At 34.4% G+C, this 18,435-nt stretch carries 17 protein-coding genes; 15 read left to right on the top strand and 2 right to left on the bottom strand.

What is annotated here, in order from left to right; all coding sequences use genetic code 11:
• Positions 1-93 precede the first annotated feature (93 nt).
• The 10 genes from ABN256_RS16100 (at position 94) to ABN256_RS16055 (ending at position 9,341) form a co-directional block, all read left to right on the top strand.
• Positions 94-1,587, top strand: coding sequence for an SLC13 family permease (locus ABN256_RS16100; protein WP_072070163.1), 1,494 nt, complete (start codon positions 94-96; stop codon positions 1,585-1,587).
• A gap of 22 nt (positions 1,588-1,609) precedes the next feature.
• Positions 1,610-2,215 (top strand): histidine phosphatase family protein, encoded by a 606-nt coding sequence (locus tag ABN256_RS16095; protein WP_196553869.1) that lies wholly within the window; start codon positions 1,610-1,612, stop codon positions 2,213-2,215.
• 606 nt (positions 2,216-2,821) lie between these two features.
• Positions 2,822-3,346 carry a fimbrial protein gene (locus tag ABN256_RS16090; RefSeq protein ID WP_072070161.1) on the top strand — a complete coding sequence of 175 codons (525 nt, stop codon included), beginning with the start codon at positions 2,822-2,824 and terminating at the stop codon, positions 3,344-3,346.
• Between the two features lie 67 nt (positions 3,347-3,413).
• Positions 3,414-4,082, top strand: a complete 669-nt coding sequence (locus ABN256_RS16085; protein WP_196553870.1) for a fimbrial biogenesis chaperone — start codon at positions 3,414-3,416, stop codon at positions 4,080-4,082.
• A 24-nt stretch (positions 4,083-4,106) separates the two neighbouring features.
• Complete coding sequence (locus tag ABN256_RS16080; protein ID WP_196553871.1) at positions 4,107-6,617, top strand: fimbria/pilus outer membrane usher protein; 2,511 nt, start codon at positions 4,107-4,109, stop codon at positions 6,615-6,617.
• 89 nt (positions 6,618-6,706) lie between these two features.
• Positions 6,707-7,222: a fimbrial protein gene (locus tag ABN256_RS16075; RefSeq protein WP_072070158.1), complete on the top strand. Its 516-nt coding sequence runs from the start codon at positions 6,707-6,709 to the stop codon at positions 7,220-7,222.
• An 11-nt stretch (positions 7,223-7,233) separates the two neighbouring features.
• Complete coding sequence (locus ABN256_RS16070) at positions 7,234-7,725, top strand: fimbrial protein (protein WP_072070157.1); 492 nt, start codon at positions 7,234-7,236, stop codon at positions 7,723-7,725.
• A 25-nt stretch (positions 7,726-7,750) separates the two neighbouring features.
• The gene (locus tag ABN256_RS16065) at positions 7,751-8,044 is read left to right on the top strand and encodes a helix-turn-helix domain-containing protein (RefSeq protein WP_115350812.1); all 294 of its coding nucleotides are present in this window, start codon (positions 7,751-7,753) and stop codon (positions 8,042-8,044) included.
• A complete protein-coding gene (locus ABN256_RS16060) occupies positions 8,025-8,999 on the top strand; it encodes a fimbrial protein (RefSeq protein ID WP_197269943.1) in 975 nt (324 codons plus the stop codon). Before ABN256_RS16065 ends, ABN256_RS16060 begins: the two co-directional genes overlap by 20 nt.
• Before the next feature lie 45 nt (positions 9,000-9,044).
• A complete protein-coding gene (locus ABN256_RS16055) occupies positions 9,045-9,341 on the top strand; it encodes a helix-turn-helix domain-containing protein (RefSeq protein ID WP_196553873.1) in 297 nt (98 codons plus the stop codon).
• Positions 9,342-9,460: 119 nt separating this feature from the next.
• Here the strand turns inward: ABN256_RS16055 and ABN256_RS16050 are convergent, their stop codons facing one another.
• Positions 9,461-10,933, bottom strand: coding sequence for an anion permease (locus ABN256_RS16050; protein ID WP_196553874.1), 1,473 nt, complete (start codon positions 10,931-10,933; stop codon positions 9,461-9,463).
• Between the two features lie 514 nt (positions 10,934-11,447).
• On the opposite strand from ABN256_RS16050, the gene ABN256_RS16045 reads away from it, so the two are divergent.
• Positions 11,448-12,353: a LysR substrate-binding domain-containing protein gene (locus ABN256_RS16045; RefSeq protein WP_349439735.1), complete on the top strand. Its 906-nt coding sequence runs from the start codon at positions 11,448-11,450 to the stop codon at positions 12,351-12,353.
• A 74-nt stretch (positions 12,354-12,427) separates the two neighbouring features.
• On the opposite strand, the gene ABN256_RS16040 is transcribed toward ABN256_RS16045, so the two are convergent.
• On the bottom strand, positions 12,428-13,300 hold the full coding sequence (locus ABN256_RS16040; RefSeq protein WP_349439734.1) for a pirin family protein: 873 nt from the start codon (positions 13,298-13,300) through the stop codon (positions 12,428-12,430).
• A gap of 282 nt (positions 13,301-13,582) precedes the next feature.
• On the opposite strand from ABN256_RS16040, the gene ABN256_RS16035 reads away from it, so the two are divergent.
• The 4 genes from ABN256_RS16035 to ABN256_RS16020 all read left to right on the top strand — a co-directional run bounded on the left by ABN256_RS16035 (position 13,583) and on the right by ABN256_RS16020 (position 18,424).
• On the top strand, positions 13,583-14,260 hold the full coding sequence (locus ABN256_RS16035) for a hydrolase (RefSeq protein WP_072070150.1): 678 nt from the start codon (positions 13,583-13,585) through the stop codon (positions 14,258-14,260).
• A gap of 105 nt (positions 14,261-14,365) precedes the next feature.
• Positions 14,366-14,932 (top strand): YceI family protein, encoded by a 567-nt coding sequence (locus ABN256_RS16030; RefSeq protein WP_196553877.1) that lies wholly within the window; start codon positions 14,366-14,368, stop codon positions 14,930-14,932.
• A gap of 546 nt (positions 14,933-15,478) precedes the next feature.
• Positions 15,479-17,146 carry an acyl-CoA synthetase FdrA gene (locus ABN256_RS16025; protein WP_349439733.1) on the top strand — a complete coding sequence of 556 codons (1,668 nt, stop codon included), beginning with the start codon at positions 15,479-15,481 and terminating at the stop codon, positions 17,144-17,146.
• Between the two features lie 12 nt (positions 17,147-17,158).
• A complete protein-coding gene (locus tag ABN256_RS16020; protein WP_072070147.1) occupies positions 17,159-18,424 on the top strand; it encodes a YlbE family protein in 1,266 nt (421 codons plus the stop codon).
• Positions 18,425-18,435: the final 11 nt, after the last annotated feature.

Raw genomic sequence — 18,435 nt, 5'->3', positions numbered from 1 at the left:
ATTTTTATAATGATAATATATTAATACAATTATCTTTATACCTCAATATTTCTATACTGGACTTCCTACCCTACATATTAAGAGGAACCGGTTATGGAAAAGACTGCGAAGCGAGATGATATCGCTAAACCAGCGCCATCATCACCAGAACAAAACGGCAAAAAAATAACATTAAAAACAATAGGAATACCTTTAGCTTTATTGGTATTACTCACTCTGTTCTTTATGCCAACACCAGATGGATTAAGCATTGAAGGACAAAAAGCGATTGCTATTTTTTGTGCGGCATTAATTTTATGGGTGTGTGGATCGTTGCCCATTTATTTAACGTCAATGTTAGTGATTGTATTACTCCCATTAACAGGCACTGTAGCAAAAGAAAAAGTTGTTTTTGGTACATTAGGCTATGACGTTATTTGGTTGATGGTGTCAGCATTTGTTTTAACCTCTGCAATGATCAAATCAAATATTGCCAGACGTTTTGCCTTGTGGATGATCACAAATTTTGGTCAGACTCCCAAAAAAGCACTCTTTGTTCTTATTCTTATTAACTTCTGTTTAGTTTTCTTTGTTCCATCAACAACTGCTCGTGCAACATTAATGGTGCCGATATGTATGATCTTATTAGAAATACATAAGGCTATTCCTGGAAAAAGTAATTACGGAAAATTAATGATGTTGCAAGGTGTGCAAGCCGATGCATTAGCAACATCAGGAGTGATGACAGGAACGGCGGCTAATATTATTGCGGTTGGGTTTATCAACTCACAAGCCGGTGGCTCTATTGGTTATATGGATTGGCTAATTGCTTCTTTCCCATTGGCAATTGTGGGAATGACTATCTCCTTTTTTATTGGATTAAAACTTTTCTCTTTTAAAGGAGAGGTCGATTTCGAAGGTTCTTTAGAGAAATTAAAAAAAGAACGCTCACAACTTGGTTTATTAACCAAGAATGAGAAAAAAGCCATGTATATCTTTTTAATGGCGGTCTTTTTATGGGCAACAGAAAGTTATCACCAAGATATGTTTGGTTTTAAAATTAGCGTCTATATGACAGCTGTCATTGCTGCCATTCTCTGTTTGATGCCACGTATTGGTTTATTAACGTGGAATGAAGCCAATATCAAATGGGATCTAATGATATTTGCAGCAGGTGCTTATGCGGCTGGTAACACCTTAGAATCTACAGAAGGTGCGCAATGGTTAATTGGTAAAATGGTTTATGGGCTTGGGCTAGAAAATATGAGCACTACAATGGTCTATATTGTGGTTGTTTTTATCTGTATGTATAGCCATTTAATTTTTACGAGTAAAACAGTAAAAACAACCATATTAATTCCAGCCATTATTGCACTTGCTAAAACATTGGGCATGGATCCGGTTACATTAGCATTAGCTGCGTCATTTACACTGACTTATACCATTACCCTACCACCACATTCAAAAGTAAATACTATCTATTTCTCAAGTGGCTACTTTAGTGTATTAGAGCAAATGAAATATGGATTAATTACTTGTTTTGTTGGGGCGTCGGTAATTTCTATCGCGATATTTACTTGGTTCCAAATTCTTGGATATGGCCTATAAACCATTAAATTAAGGAATAATAATGAGACTAATTTTATTAAGACACGGTGAAACCTTATGGAATATGGAATCGCGCTTACAAGGGCATGCTAATTCATGTTTATCACCAAAAGGAATTAATCAAGCAATGGCGATAAAAGAGAGTATTAAATTATTATCGCCAGCTCGGATTATCACATCAGATTTAGGTAGAACAGTACAAACAGCAGAAATTGTTGGTCATCCAAAAGCTATAAAAGAGCCATTATTGCGAGAACTAAATATGGGTGAATGGACAGGACAAAGAAAACCAGAACTGATAAGACACCATGCAGATAAATATAAAAATTGGCGAGCTGGAACTTATACACCACCTAAAGGCGAAAATTGGTTTGATTTTTGTGATCGCATAGGGGCTGCATTACAAGGATGGGTACGTAAAGAAGATAGTGATTTATTAGCTGTTGTACATAGTGGGGTTATTCGAGCAGCTTGCAAAGTTTTTTTAAATCTATCTCCAGAGTTTTTATTACCTGCAACACCAGGAACAATAACAATATTAAATTTTGACTTGAATTCTGATAAAGCACCAAAATTAGAAGCTTATAATATTGGTTCCTATATGCCAGATAAGAATGTCGCTGATTAAGATTAATAAGAAGTGGTTTTAAAATTAATCGTTGTAATTTAATTTATATAGCTATCTAAAAAACACTCCGATATTAAATCAGAGCAAGGGAAACCTTGCTCTTTTTTTGCTTATGGAAATGAAAAAAAATCATATATTTTATATGCAATATTTTTTTATTCTTTTTTTATTCAAATTGTAACTGATAAGTTAAATCGAATTTTGTTCAAAAATAGCAAGTTAAGGATTTAATTTAATCAAAAAAGAATAAAAAGTAGATTTTATTGTTAAGAGAAAATAATACTTTTCTTTATTCACACTATATGCGTTATAAAACGAAATAAAAAACACATTTATTAATAAGAAATAGTATTTAACTTTTATTTTGATTTAACAATGTTGTATCAATATATGAAAATTTAAAATAATTAAAAATAAACTTCATTAATTAACTAATGAAGAGTTTACTTGGTTTTAAATTCTGATTTAAATCAAAAAAGTGAATATTATACCGCTATAACCAAAACTTGTTTATTATAAAAAACAATTAGATAATACTCACATTCTGAGTTAATTAAGTATTTTTAATTAATTTGGTTTTATTAATAAAAATTAATCGGAGTAAAAATGAGAAAAAACTTACTTGCAACATTAATTGCTGCTACCACTATCTTTGTCGCTAATAATACATTAGCCGCGGATGGCACTATTGATTTTACAGGGGAAATCATCGATAACGCGTGTGAATTAGCGGCTGGTTCAGATGCATTAAAAGTGAATCTTGGTAAAGTTTCTAAAACAGCATTACCAAGTACAGGAAGTACAGCAGCAGCAACGAAATTTACAATTAAATTAATTAATTGCCCTGCAACTATTAATAGTGCAACCGTAAAATTTGATGCTGACTCTTACTTAGGTGACGACACTGTTATTGCATTAAGAAAGGATACAGGGGTAGCGACAGGAGTTGGTATTCAAATTACAGATGATACAAATACGGTAGTTCCATTATTTACAGCATCTAAAGCGTATGCATTAAAAACAGGGGTGGAAAATAATTTAGATTTTCGTGCTCGTTATATTGCAAAATCTGACACAGTGACTGTAGGTCCTGCAAATGGTAATGCAACATTTACAATTAATTATAATTAAAAATAATTAAGTAGTAACAAAAGGATTAAAGGGATTTGATCCTTTATTTTAAAATTATGGTGATAATATGAAATATATTCTGTATGTTTTAATTTTTATTTTACCTCTGATAAATACTGCGAATGCTGGTGTCATTATCGGTGGTACTCGGGTTATTTATGACGAGGGAAAAAAAGACGTTAGTATTGGTGTTGAAAACCCTGATGCTATTCCTTATTTAATCCAGTCTTGGATTGATGATATTAATGAAAATGAACAACCTTTTTTTACTATAACTCCTCCATTATTTAGGTTAAATAGTGAGAATACTAATGCGTTAAGGATATTCTTGACTGAAAATAAATTACCTAAAGATAGAGAATCACTTTTTTGGTTAAATATAAAAACAATTCCAGCAACAGAAAAAACGGAAAACTCATTACAAATTGCCTTTAAAACACAAATTAAATTAATTTTTCGCCCTGAAGGTTTGAAAGGTGTTAATTTTATAGAAGAACAGAAAAAACTAGAGTGGTCAAAAAATGGGAATAAAATAAATGTAAAAAACCCGACCCCTTACTTTATTAATTTTCAAATAGTCAAATTTAATGGTTTTTCTGTTAATGATGTTTCATATGTCGAACCTTATTCAACAAAATCTTTTGATATTAATAATAATGAAAATCATGGCATTATAAGTTGGGAGATTATTAATGACTATGGTGCAACCACTGAACTATCGGAAGTTAAAATATAATATCTAATAAATTTAGGTTTTAATATGAAATTAAATAAAGTATGTATTAGCCTATTTTTATATTTAGGCTATATAGCCTCATTATATGCAGAAGAGATAAACTCAAAAAATACCTACTTCGATCCGGATTTTTTAGAGTTACCCAATAAAGGCTCTATTGATCTATCTCAATTCGATAATGATGAACAGTTAGCAGGTATTTATTATGTTGATATTTATGTTAACACTAACTTAATTGGTACTAAGAAAGTCAAATTTGATAAGAAAGATAATGGTGAATTAATCCCATGTTTATCAATAAAAGATCTTGATAGTTTTGGTATTAAAACAAAAGAATACCAAGAGCAATTAAAATCGAATGATCAATGTGTGGACTTATCGATTATTCCTAATAGTAAAAGCGAATTTGATTTTAATTCTCAACGCTTGTATTTAAGTATTCCCCAAATTGCGTTAGATAATAAACCGAGAGGATTTGTTAATTTAGATAATGTTGATAATGGGATAGCCGCATTGCTCTTAAATTACAGTTACAGTGGCTCAAAAAATTATGATAGGAAGAGCAATGGTTCAAATATAACATCAAATTATCTTAATTTAAGACCCGGTATAAATCTGGGACCTTGGCGCTTGAGAAATTATACAACTTGGTCAAATAGTAGTGACAGCTCAAGCCAATGGGATACCGTTTATACGTATTTATCTCGTAGTATTAACCAAATTAAAAGCCAATTAATTCTAGGTGATGGTGTTTCTCCCTCATCTGTCTTTGATAGTGTGCCGTTTAGGGGAATACAACTCGCTACAGATGATGATATGCATCCTGAAAGCTTACGTGGATATGCTCCAGTTGTACGTGGGATTGCCCGTAGTAATGCTCAAATTACGATCAGACAGAATGGTTATACAATTTATCAAACTGAGGTTGCCGCTGGGCCTTTTGAAATCGATGATTTATATCCAACGGGAAGTAGTGGTGATTTGTATGTAACAATTAAAGAGTCTAATGGCAGTGAACAACATCAAATAATCCCTTTTGCCTCTTTACCTGTTTTACAACGAGAAGGGTATTTATCTTATAGTATTACTGGGGGAGAATATCGCTCTTATGATAAAGATATTGAAAAAAAGAAATTTGGACAGGCGACTTTAATTTATGGTTTACCTTATGGAGCGACTGCTTATGGTGGTAGCCAAATAAGTAATAAATATCAATCATACTCTCTTGGTTTAGGGCAAAATTTAGGCGCTTTAGGCGCGATATCAATTGATGTCACTCAGGCTAATTCAACCTTGAATAACGGTAGCACAGAGCGTGGACAGTCTTATCGTTTTAGATATAACAAGAATTTAAATACGTTAGGAACAAATATTGCGTTAGCAGGATATCGTTATTCTACTGGTGGATATTACAGTTTATCTGAGGTTTTTGATGAATATCGTAGTGGAATGAATGCACCAGAGATTGAACGACGTCGTAATCGTGCTGAAATTACGATCAATCAAAATTTAGGTGAAAGTTATGGTTCACTTTCTGTAGGTTATGTTAGAGAAAATTATTGGAATAGTGAGAGAAAAACACAATCAGCGACAGTCGGTTATAACAATAGTTGGCAGGGGATAAGCTATGGGCTGAACTATATTTATAATAAAAATACGAATCGCTATTCTTATAAATCAGATAGTTATTCTAAGAATGAAGATGATCATCAATTAGCATTTTCGGTTAGTGTGCCATTTAGTTTCTTTGAAGATACCTTTTATTATAACTTTAATACGAATAGCAGTAGTAATAGTCCGAGCACAGGAAGTGTGGGCATCTCCGCATCTCAGTTAAATAATCGGTTAAATTGGAATCTTCAACAAGCTTTTACGAATCAAGATCAAGGATCTTCTGGAAATTTAAACGCATCTTATAAGGGAAAATACGGGGAGTTGTCAGGAGGAAGTGGGTATAGCAAGGATAATTATAATTTATATTATGGCGCAAATGGAAGTTTAGTTGTTCACTCTGGCGGGATTGTTTTAGGGCAACAGCTTGGAGAAACGGCGGCTATTGTTGATATTCCAGATGCCGCAGATGTTGCTATTTTAAATCAGGCGGGAGTTAAAACGAATGATAATGGCTATGCTTTAGTACCTTATATTACGCCATATCGTAAAAATACAATTGATGTTGATACTTCGGCATTACCAGAAGATACCGAAATGGCGCTGACAAGTCAGACCGTTTCACCAAGCCGAGGTGCTTTAGTTAAAGCAAAATTTGCAGCTAATGTCGGATATAGAGCATTAGTAAAATTAACATTTGAAAACGGTGAACCACTTCCATTTGGGGCACAGGTTATTTTTAATAATAATTTACAATTAAACAGTATTGTTGGAAAAGATGGAGAAGTGTATTTATCAGGGCTTAATGAATCGGGGAAATTTATTGTTAAATATAACGATGCTCAATGTAGTGTAAATTATAATTTATCAGGAGTGTCTAATTATTTAGGGCTTTATAAAATCACTGCTATTTGTCAAAAATAAACTGACATAAGTTTACATATTAATAAGATAATCTCTTTTTGGCTAATTTAAATATAGCTAAGGGTGTTCTCTGCGCGTAGGTAAATAAAATGAAAAAAAGAGTCAGTAGTTTTATATTAATAAATATATTTTTAATAAGTTTTTGGTCTAAAGCATCAGATAATATTACCTTGAATTTCTCTGGGAATATAAGGGTTTCAACTTGTAATATATCTAATGGAAGTAATATTAATGTTGATTTGAAAAATATTCCTGCGGCTAAATTTGAGAAAGCGAATACCTCATCTGAATGGAATAACTTTTATATTAATTTTACAAATTGTTCTACAGCTATTAATCAAATACACCTGACATTTTCAGGTGTTGCTGATACTGCAGATGCGAATAGCCTATATAAAAACCAAGGAAGTGCTAAAAATATCGCTGTGCAATTAGAGAATGGAACGGGTACGGTGAAGCTAGGAAATAAACAATCATTAGTTCTCACATTAAATGGGAAAACAGACGTTAATTTATGGTTACGAACACGTGCTTTTAGTCCATCAGGAAAAGGAATGCCGGGGACAATATCAGCGAAAGTAACTGCCAATATTGTTTATTTATAAAAGAGAAAAACATGAGAAATTTAATATTTTTATTGTATTTTTTTTCATTTTTTACAATGGCAAATACTGTCAATATCAATATTTATGGTTCAGTGACAGTATCACCTTGCGAAGTTGTTAGTAAAGATTATTTAATCGATTTTAAAAAGGTAAATATCAGAGAGTTAAAAAGTACACAATATACTGATTGGATTAATTTCTCAGTAAAATTAAAAAATTGTCCTATAAGTACCCAGAAAGCAATAATGACAATAACAGGTGTTGCAGATCCTAATAATGGAAATTATTTTATTAATAATGGGACAGCGAAAAATATTTCATTAAATTTGATAGAAAACATTAATAAAACAAATGTAAAAAATGGGACTAAATTAGAAACTACGATTAATAGCGGAACAAAAACAGCAGAATATCTCTTTGCTGCTAGATTAATTAGAACAAGTAATGAAATAACTACAGGCTCATTTAAAAGTCACCTTGAATTTACATTACTTTATAATTAAAAAATATTTAATTTAGGAGATAAATGTGACAAATAAATATCCAGTATCAAAAGCAATAGGTAAAAAAATTGCATACTACAGAAAAATGTATGGGATTTCATTGGATGAATTAGCGGAAAAAATTGGTGTTAGCCAGCAACAACAATCAAGATATGAAAGAGGTATTAATAGAATTAATATAGATAGATTAAATCAATATGCAGAAATATTTGGTGTTCACTTAAAGGATTTTTTTATTCTCGATGAAAAAGACGATAGTGAAATTAAAAAAATTCTATTGAAAAAAAATGAGATGAAAAATGAAAGATACAATAACTAAATCATTGTTATTAAGTGGTTTTTTGTTTTATTCCACTTATTCGGTTGCGGCTTGCATTCAAAATCCAAACTTTAATAACATTATTGTTAATGTGCCTAATCGAGAGTTTAATATTCAATATGACGACACCACAACACGAACACTTGCTGAGCTTAAAATTACGTATAAACAAAATTTTATTAATACATTCTCAGGAAAAGATGGTAAATGCGGAAATGCCGTTATTTCAGGTGATTATATTAATGGATGGGTAACTAATTCAAATAAAATAGCGGCAACCAATATTCCGGGTATAGGGATTAGAGTCAAGATGACAGAAATTGGTTATATAAATACCACGTTTAGTCGATTCGCAGATAATCTTAAGTATGAAATTAGAAATCCTTATTGGACTGTGGAAATAATAAAAACAGGTAGAGTAACTCAATCAAACTCTTTAACCGCAGGAAATTTAGCACGAATGGTACAAACGAATACATTACCAAATAATAGCCGATGGATTTTATCGACATTAAGAATACCTATCGGTGCGATAAAGGTAAATTCATTAAAATGCACCACTAAAGCGGATAGCTATAATATCAATTTAGGCACATGGTATGATACCCAGTTTAAAAACATTGGAGATGTTAGTCAAAATGTTAATATTCCGATCACCTTAAATTGTGCAGCAGGAACAAATATAAAGGCAACTGTAACAAGTAGTGCTGGATATATTGACGTAAATACAGGAAAGTTAAATTTGTCGGGTTCAAACAGAGCTACGGGAATAGGGATACAACTAGTTGACCGTAATAATAATCCGATTAGGTTAAATACAAAGCTTAGTTTACAAAATAACGTCTCATCTGGAGATTATATTTTTAACTGGAAAGCACGTTATATTAAAACGGGTAGTAAGATAACAGCTGGTTCGGCTAATTCAACCGCAACAGTAAATATTTTATATGAATAAATTTATAAAAATAAGTACATATTAATTTATTTTTAAGGATATATTGTGAACAAGAGAATATCGAAGATAGTTGGAAAAAAAATTAGATGTTTGAGAGAGCGATACTCTATGAGTGGTAATGATTTTGGTGCTTTACTCGGCATTAGCCAGCAGCATCAATCTCGTTATGAAAATGGAGTAACTAATATTCATGCTGATACTCTTTATAATTTATCTTACCTTTTTGATGTTGATCCAGAGTATTTTCTAAGCGATTTACAGATTGAGGATAATAAGTTAGATAAGGATAGGATTGAATGTAATAAAAATCACTATATTGCTGAATCATTATTTTTAAAATGAAGTTAAATATAAATAATGCCTAAGAGCTGAATAAACATTTATAAAAATGAAATAATCGCTGATACTTAGGCATTTAAGTTTAAATTAATTAAATAGTAAAGATAAATTTCTTGTCTTTTTTACCAATACCCTAATACTTTCCACCATAAGCTTCCGAGTGTTAACCAAATAACTAAATTCACTACACTCATAACAAAACCGGCTTTCCACCACTCTCCTAAAGAGGCATAACCTGAGCCGAAAATAATCGGTGCTGTACCTGTGCCATAATGGGTAAGAGACATCATTAATGATGAGGAAAAAGCTAAAATTAACCCTAATAACATCGGTGGCGCGCCGAGTGCTAAACCTGCGGCATAGAAAGCGGCAAACATTGCAGTAATATGCGCGGTAGTGCTGGCAAAGAAATAGTGAGAATACACATAAATTAACACCAGTAATATCATGCCACTGACCCAACTAATTCCCATACTATCAATACTTGCCCCTACGCTGAGTGATAACCACTTAATTAATCCTAATTTTCCTAAGAAGGATGCCATCATCACTAAAGCTGAGAACCAAACGACGGTATCCCAAGCACCTTTATTTTTTAAAATATCATCCCAGTTTAAAACACCCGTACATAATAAAATAGATAAACCAATAAAAGCCGCAGTGGTGGCATTTACGCTAAATCCATCACCAAATAACAATGCAGGTACACCTGCCCACATAATTAATAATAAGGCGAATACTGCAAGGGTTATTTTTTCAGGTAATGAAATAGGTCCTAATTGTGCTAAACGCTCTTTAGCAAAATGTGGCGCATTCGGGGTGCTGGTTATTTCAGGTTTATAAAGAAGGTAGATAACAATGGGCATTAATATTAATGAAACGATAGCGGGCACAAACGCAGCAATTGCCCACATAGACCAACTAAGTTCATGTGTAGGATCAGTTTCACTGATAATTAAACTCACTATAAGTGGGTTAGGCGCTGTTGCCGTAATAAACATGGCAGAAGTAATTGGATTTATATTGTAGTTCACTAAAGAGAGGTAACGACCTATTTTACCACTTGTACCGTCTTCTGCTTTAGAGTTAAAACTGTCTGAAATTGAACGCATAATCGGGTGAATAATACCTCCACCACGAGCAGTATTACTTGGTGTTACTGGGGCTAATATTGTTTCGGCAATGGCTAATGAGTAAGCTATTCCAATCGTTTTTTTACCAAATAGTGAAATAAAATAGTAACCAATTCTCGCACCAAGCCCAGTCTTATTTAGGCTCATTGAAACCATAATAGAAATACCAATTAACCAAATAAGATCATTAGAAAAACCACTTAATGCATCACCAATAGCGGCTTTAGTTGAATTAGGGTTAGTGACACCAGTAACAGCCACTAAGGCAATAGCAATTATAGAAACAGCACCGATAGGAAGTGCTTTACCAATAATAGCAGCGATAGTCCCAACAAAAAGAGCTAATAAATGCCAAGCATTGGGATCAACGCCTTCTGGAACGGGAATCAAAAACCAGATAATAAGGGTAATAGAAACAGCGATTAAAGTAGGTATGGGTCGTAATGGAGTTAATTTGTTCATCAGGTTATTCCATTAAGTTGCAGGTTAAATAAATAATCAGAAGTAAAAATGAAACTAATAAGTATTTTTATTGCTAGTAATCTTATTAACATATTATTAAACATTCATTGACTGATGTCATAAAAATAAAATTATTTGTTAACTTGTTTTCTTAATAAGTGTTTTTATGTAACTTGATGTTGTTAAAATAAAGAGCGATTCTTTATCCTTTTGTTTTTTCTGTGATTTTTGTCGTTTCTTAATGGTTGGCATTAAATTCAATAATAGGTGGAAATAAAATATAGTTGTGATAAGTGAAGTGATTTGATATCACATTTATCATATTTCATACATTTAACAAAGATAGATTGTGTTATTATTTCTAATCGCCTTTGTTCTATTAATCTACGAAAATAAAAATACTTTTAACAATAATTGAATAATAGAAAAGAAAAATAATATCTTTTTTTGCTATAATATTGTTGCCTGAAACAATTCAGCTCAATATTGAAAATAACCTAATAGGTGATACGCAATGAAGTATGATTTAAACGACCTCTACTATTTTGTGAAAGTTGTTGAGTTCGGCGGTTTTTCTCAAGCGGCAGAAACACTCGGAATACCTAAATCTAAACTCAGTCGTCGTATCGCAGATTTAGAAGAGAAACTCAATGTCTCTTTAATTTATCGCTCTACTCGTCAATTTCATGTCACCAAAATTGGGCAAACTTTTTATCAACAATGTAAAAATGTGGTTGCAGAAGCTGAAATTGCAGAAGAGGTTATTTGTTCAGCACAAGGGTACCCTCATGGCACAATTAAACTCTCTTGTCCTGTTGCATTATTACAAATATATATTCAAGATATTTTGGTCGATTTTATGGAAAAATATCCAGATATTAATATTCAGATATTAGCCATTAATCGTCCAGTTGATGTGATTAGTGAAGGCCTTGATCTTGCATTACGAGTCAGAGCATTGCCACTAGATGATTCAGGCTTAACAATGAAAATTCTAGGTTATTCTCGACGTGTATTAGTCGCTAGTCCCTTGCTTTTTAAAGGACGTGAGATCCCTGAGTCACCAGAACAACTTGCAGATTATCCTATTTTGGCAAATAGCGAACACTCACAACAATATACACTAACGCTGACACATGAAACGGGTTCTGTTTCCACTCAGCATGTTACCCCTAAATTAGCCACAACCGATGTTTTGACTCTTTATAAGGCAACATTAAAGGGATTGGGTATAACAAGATTACCCTTGAGTGTGGTTGAAAAAGAGTTACAAGATGGCAAGTTAATTGAGGTATTGCCAAGTTGGCGTTTTCCTAAAGATGTGATCCATGCCGTTTATCCATCAAGAAAAGGGCTATTACCTGCAATCCAAGTATTATTGGAATACCTTGCTGAAAATATGTCACCAATGAAAGAGTAAAATTGATATAAAAACGGCTCCAAATAGAATAAGGAGCCGTTTGATTTCTATTGTTTTTGTATGAAATAACAACGTTATTCGTTAGGTATACGGCCAAATTTACCTTGGTTAAAATCATCAATGGCTTGTCTGATTTGCGCTTCGCTATTCATTACAAAAGGGCCATAACCTACGACAGGTTCATTAATAGGCTCACCACTGAGATATAAGACAACGGCATCTTCAATTGCTTCAAGATTAACAGAGCCTCCTTCATTATCTAAAATAACCAAATCTCCAGTTTGTAATTGGGTTTGATTATCAAGATAAACACTACCATGTAATACGACTAAGCCAACATAACGCCCTTTTTTCGTTGGCAGTGTGGCTGATTTTGCACTCTTTAATTGCAGATCCCACACATCCACAGGCGAAAAGGTTTTAGCAGCACCTTTAGTTTCATGGTAATCACCTGCGATAATACGAAGTTGTCCTGTATGATCAGGCAATGGGAGTACTGGGATCGCACTTTCTTTCAGTAATTGATAGCCAGCAGGTGCTGATTTGGCATCTGATGGGAGATTAACCCATAATTGCACCATATCTAATACACCCCCTTCTTTGGTAAATGCATCAGAATGATATTCTTGATGCAAAATACCCGATGCCGCAGTCATCCATTGCACATCACCAGGACCAATAACACCGCCTTCACCCGTTGAATCATGATGTGCAACTTCGCCTTTATAAACGATGGTCACTGTTTCAAATCCACGGTGAGGATGTTCACCCACACCTCGGTTATGGCCTTGAGAGGCAGGAAAATCGGTTGGTCCTGCTCTATCTAACAGTAAGAATGGATTTAAATATTTACCATGATCACCATAACTAAACAGTGAACGCACATGAAAGCCATCACCTACCCAATGTTGACGAGGTGCTTTATAAATACCAATAACTTTTTTCATAATGATATTCCTATAAAATTTCTATAGGACGTATTTTAAAGTAATTAATATATTTAAATAGTATTAAAAATAGATTTCATTATTCTAAGAATAGAACAATAACAAAATGTTTCAGTGTTCTATTTTTAGAATAGTGTTTATCATAATTGACTCTAGCGATATTTTAATTAATTGACTATTGTTTATTACAACGAGGGGGGAACGATATAAAGATATCATCTTTTAATATTTCTCCTTAACTCAGTTAATAATCAATATTTATTAATTAAAAGGAATAAACAAATGAGCGCTCCAGCAAATTTTAATGGCCAACGTCCTGTTATTAATCCAGAAGATGCGGTTATGTTATTAATTGATCACCAAAGTGGTTTATTCCAAACGGTTGGTGATATGCCTATGACTGAATTACGAGCACGAGCTTCAGTATTAGCGAAAATGGCAACATTAGCTAATATGCCAGTAATTACTACAGCATCTGTTCCACAAGGCCCAAATGGCCCATTAATTCCTGAAATTCATCAAAATGCACCACATGCTAAATATGTTGCACGTAAAGGTGAAATAAATGCATGGGATAACCCTGAGTTTGTTGAAGCGGTTAAAGCGACCGGTAAAAAACAATTAATTATTGCTGGTACTATTACGAGTGTTTGTATGGCATTCCCTGCTATTAGTGCTGTTGCTGAGGGTTATCAAGTCTTTGCAGTTATTGATGCATCAGGAACTTACAGTAAAATGGCGGAAGAAATTACCTTAGCTCGTATCGTTCAAGCAGGGGTTGTGCCAATGGATACCGCAGCGGTTGCTTCTGAAATTCAGAAGACATGGAACCGTGATGATGCTGCACAATGGGCGCAAGCATATACCCAAATTTTCCCAGCTTATCAATTATTAATTGAAAGTTATAGCAAAGCTCAAGATGTATTAAAAAATAACGAGATATTAGATTCTCAGCGTTAATTAATTCTCAACTCTCTTTGTACTTTATATTATCTGTGTTTAAAAATGCCCATAAAGTATTTTCTTTATGGGCATTATTCTATAAAAATAGATTAGGAAATTATAATGAAATTTATTTTACCGGCTGTATTATCTTCATTATTACTTGTGCCAGCAGTACAAGCCAATGAATATAAACTTGAACCAACGCATACTAAGGCAATGTTTTATATTGATCATTTTGGGACATCTACCAACAGTGGTGGTTTCTATGAAATTGAAGGTGATTTAACATACTCACCAGAAAAAAATATAGGAAAAATAAACGTTTCTATTCCAGTTAAAACTCTAAATACGGGATTAACGGCATTTGATAATCATGTGAAAAGTGCAGATATTTTAGATGCGGATAAATACCCAACAATTCAGTTTTCATCAACAAAATGGTATTTCTCGGATAATAAACCCACATCTATAGAAGGGCTATTAACGATAAAAGGAAAAACATTGCCAGTTAAATTAACAACAACCAAGTTTAATTGTTATGAAAGTCCTGTATTTAATGCATCAGTCTGTGGTGGTGATTTTGAAACAACTATTAAACGTTCAGATTGGGGCGTGGATTTTTTGGTCAAAGAAGGGATGGCTGATAATATGACATTAAAAATTCAAGTTGAAGCTATTAAGCAGTAAATTAAGTCATATTTTATTTTTATTTCATAGAAAAGGCCTTGTTAAATATGAGGCCTTTTCTGTTTTTATATAACAATAAATATAATTTAAGTTAGGTGCTAAATTCTAAAAATAGAGTTAAAAGAGAGTTTGTTTTTAATTGTTGATAATAATGATTTATTGCTGTATGTTATGAAATTGTTGCTTTGATTTTGTTTCCTATTGTTTTGTATGATTTTTATTGCCATTGTTTTGTTTCTGATCCGTTAAATTTTGCCTTTCTATTTTTGATTTTATCTCTGAATTAATAAACTTTCCTCATCATAATTTATTTAATAAATATCATCCGATTAAATAAAAATTTTTTACAATAAATAAGTGTGACTTCAATCACTCTACATTTCGATATTTCTTCAGTATGTTTATACGCAGAGATTCAAAATTAATAAATCAGACATTTATTTATATTGCTTAACAGTTTAAGCAAATAGGCTTCTTATTATCAAAAAAACGAAATGCAAATAGATATGTGCTGTTACATATATTAAATGCATTAAGGATATCATAATGATCCATGCTTTTATTAAAAAAGGGAGCTTTCAGGATTCAGTTAGCCTGATGATTATTTCCCGAAAATTAAGTGAAGCCCCAGAGGTGGAAGAAATTTCCGTCATGATGGGAACACCAGCGAATAAATCTCTTCTTGATGTCACCGGCTTTTGGCATGACATGTTTAACGAAGCAACGCCGAATGACATCTGTGTTTCGATTAAGGCAGAATCAGAAGACCCTGCCATTATCGATATGATTTCGACTGCTTTAGAAGAAGCATTAGCTGAAATTGCAAGTGGTCAGAAAGGCGGTAACAAATTAACGACAGTACGTAGCTGGCGTACCGCTAAACAAAAAAGCACTAATGCCAATATGTTACTTATCTCTATTGCAGGTGAATATGCCGCGGAATTGGCTGACACGGGCTTAGAAGATGGTTGTAACGTCATGCTGTTCTCTGACAACGTTTCTATTGCAGATGAAAAAGCACTAAAAGAGAAAGCAGCCGCAAAAGGTCTGATTGTGATGGGTCCTGACTGTGGTACTGCAAATATTGCAGGCGCGCCTCTTGCTTTCGCTAACATTGCACCTAAAGGCTCTATTGGTATTGTTGGCGCATCAGGTACAGGTATTCAAGAAATTACCTCTCAAATCGTTTTACAACGCCAAGGTATTTCTCATTCAATTGGCCTAGGTGGTCGTGATTTAACAGAGCAAATTGGTGGTATCAGTGCAATCACTGCTATCAATATGCTGGCAGCAGATCCTAATACGCGTGTTATTGCTTTTGTTTCTAAGCCACCCGCACCTGCTGTGCGCCAAAAAATCATTGCTGAAATGAAACGCCATAATAAACCGATTGTGGCGCAATTTTTAGGGACAACACCTGAGAAATTCCAAGACGACAATATCTATTTTACTCGCACGTTAGATGAAACAGCGCGTATTGCGGCTGAATTAGCGCGTGTTGAAGATATCGCGGCTGAGTTACCAAAAGTTACAAGTAAGAAAATCATTGGTCTTTATGCCGGTGGTACGCTAGCGGCTGAATGCGCCATGTTGTTATCTGAAAAACTTAATGTTGAAGTCGATAACGAGCATAAGCAAGGCACAATGCTAGATGCTGATGGTCACAAAATCATCGATATGGGTGATGATTTTTATACACAGGGTAAACCACACCCAATGATTGACCCATCAACACGTAACAAATTTATCAGTGAGCTAAGCAATAAAACAGAAGCTGGCGTGTTACTGGTTGATTTTGTTATTGGTTATGGTGCAACTCAAGATCCTGCCGGTGCGTTAATACAAGAAATCAAAAAACTGAATGAAAAACGTGGCGAAGCCAATCCATTAATCACCATCGCAACCATTACTGGTACTGAAGACGATCCACAAAACCGTAGCGAACAGCAAAAACAGCTAAAAGAAGCGGGCATTATTGTTATGGATACGTTGCCAGAAGCGGTTTTATTAGCAAAAGAATTAATCCAGCCACATCCAGCAGAAGCACATGCTGAAGTGTCACCACTGCTTAACGGGATCTCTGTGATCAACGCTGGTCTACGTAGTTTTGCAGACGATCTGCAATCGAGTGGGACTCCTGTTGTGCATTATCAGTGGGCACCTGTCGCAGGTGGTAATAAAAAACTGGCTGAAATATTAAAGAAATTGAAATAAGGAATTGCAGATATGTATTCAACTATCGAACAAGCGAATGAAGCAGTTATCGAACGTATCCGTGAAGCCCGTCCTCACTGGTGTGATGTTAACTTAGCAAAAGAAGTTGTACCGGCTTTAGAAACAGGCAAAAAATTACTTCATGCTGGTCCTCCTGTAACTTGGGGGGAAATGAGTGGCCCTGTTCGTGGTGCATGTATCGGAGCTTCTTTATTTGAAGGCTGGGCAGAAACAGAAGAACAAGCATTAGCGATGTTAGAAGCAGGTGAAATTGAGTTTATCCCTTGCCATAACGTAAATGCAGTAGGCCCAATGGGCGGTATTACTTCTGCTCACATGCCAATGTTGGTGATTAAAAACCACATTCACGGTAACTACGCTTACTGCAACATGAACGAAGGTATCGGTAAAGTAATGCGTTTTGGTGCTTACGGCCCAGACGTGCAAGAGCGTCTACATTGGATGCAAAAAAGCTTAGCGCCGGTGTTAAAAGCAGCGATTGCCACTTTTGAAAATGGTATCGACCTGACTGCAATTATGGGCCAAGCAATTACTATGGGTGATGAATTCCACCAACGTAATATCGCTGCTTCAGCCCTGTTACTGCGTCAATTGGCACCAGTATTAAGCACATTAGATTTTGAAGATGCTGAAATCACAAAGGTAACAAAATTCCTGAGCATTACAGACCAGTTCTTCCTGAACTTAGCAATGGCTTACTGTAAAGCTGCGATGGATGCTGGTGCTCAAATCAAACAAGGCACCATCGTTACGGTTATGACCCGTAATGGTAGCAACTTTGGTATCAAAATCAGTGGAATGGGTGACCAATGGTTTACTGCTCCAGTAAATACACCACAAGGTCTGTTCTTCTCTGGTTTTAGTCAAGCAGATGCAAACCCAGATATCGGTGACAGTGCAATTACTGAAACTTTCGGTATTGGTGGCGCAGCAATGGTTGCAGCACCAGGTGTAACACGCTTTGTTGGTGCATCAGGTGGTATGGATGCCGCACGTGAAGTGACTGAAGAAATGGCTGAGATCTACCTTGCTCGTAACATGATGTTGCAAATTCCAACTTGGGATTTCCAAGGTGCATGTTTAGGATTAGATGCTCGTCGCGTTGTTGAAACGGGTATTACACCACTGATTAATACGGGTATTGCACATAAAGAGCCGGGTGTTGGCCAGATTGGTGCAGGTACTGTACGCGCACCTTTAGGTTGCTTTGAAAAAGCGATTGTTGCATTGGCAGAAGAGTTAGGCATCGACGCTTAATCGTACTTTGT

The organism is Proteus sp. fly-1008 (assembly GCF_040140305.1).
GTDB classification, from domain to species: domain Bacteria; phylum Pseudomonadota; class Gammaproteobacteria; order Enterobacterales; family Enterobacteriaceae; genus Proteus; species Proteus vulgaris_B.
The sequence above is the reverse complement of the archived record's forward strand: the minus strand, read 5'-3'. Positions and strand labels throughout refer to the sequence as shown.

Bases quoted from the DNA above. Each gene is read 5' to 3' on its own strand.
- ABN256_RS16070 (WP_072070157.1), top strand. From the start codon at position 7,234: ATGAGAAATTTAATATTTTTATTGTATTTTTTTTCATTTTTTACAATG.
- ABN256_RS16090 (WP_072070161.1), top strand. From the start codon at position 2,822: ATGAGAAAAAACTTACTTGCAACATTAATTGCTGCTACCACTATCTTT.
- ABN256_RS16100 (WP_072070163.1), top strand. From the start codon at position 94: ATGGAAAAGACTGCGAAGCGAGATGATATCGCTAAACCAGCGCCATCA.
- ABN256_RS16035 (WP_072070150.1), top strand. From the start codon at position 13,583: ATGAGCGCTCCAGCAAATTTTAATGGCCAACGTCCTGTTATTAATCCA.
- ABN256_RS16040 (WP_349439734.1), bottom strand. From the start codon at position 13,300: ATGAAAAAAGTTATTGGTATTTATAAAGCACCTCGTCAACATTGGGTA.
- ABN256_RS16045 (WP_349439735.1), top strand. From the start codon at position 11,448: ATGAAGTATGATTTAAACGACCTCTACTATTTTGTGAAAGTTGTTGAG.
- ABN256_RS16050 (WP_196553874.1), bottom strand. From the start codon at position 10,933: ATGAACAAATTAACTCCATTACGACCCATACCTACTTTAATCGCTGTT.
- ABN256_RS16030 (WP_196553877.1), top strand. From the start codon at position 14,366: ATGAAATTTATTTTACCGGCTGTATTATCTTCATTATTACTTGTGCCA.
- ABN256_RS16080 (WP_196553871.1), top strand. From the start codon at position 4,107: ATGAAATTAAATAAAGTATGTATTAGCCTATTTTTATATTTAGGCTAT.
- ABN256_RS16025 (WP_349439733.1), top strand. From the start codon at position 15,479: ATGATCCATGCTTTTATTAAAAAAGGGAGCTTTCAGGATTCAGTTAGC.
- ABN256_RS16060 (WP_197269943.1), top strand. From the start codon at position 8,025: ATGAAAGATACAATAACTAAATCATTGTTATTAAGTGGTTTTTTGTTT.
- ABN256_RS16085 (WP_196553870.1), top strand. From the start codon at position 3,414: ATGAAATATATTCTGTATGTTTTAATTTTTATTTTACCTCTGATAAAT.
- ABN256_RS16075 (WP_072070158.1), top strand. From the start codon at position 6,707: ATGAAAAAAAGAGTCAGTAGTTTTATATTAATAAATATATTTTTAATA.
- ABN256_RS16095 (WP_196553869.1), top strand. From the start codon at position 1,610: ATGAGACTAATTTTATTAAGACACGGTGAAACCTTATGGAATATGGAA.
- ABN256_RS16020 (WP_072070147.1), top strand. From the start codon at position 17,159: ATGTATTCAACTATCGAACAAGCGAATGAAGCAGTTATCGAACGTATC.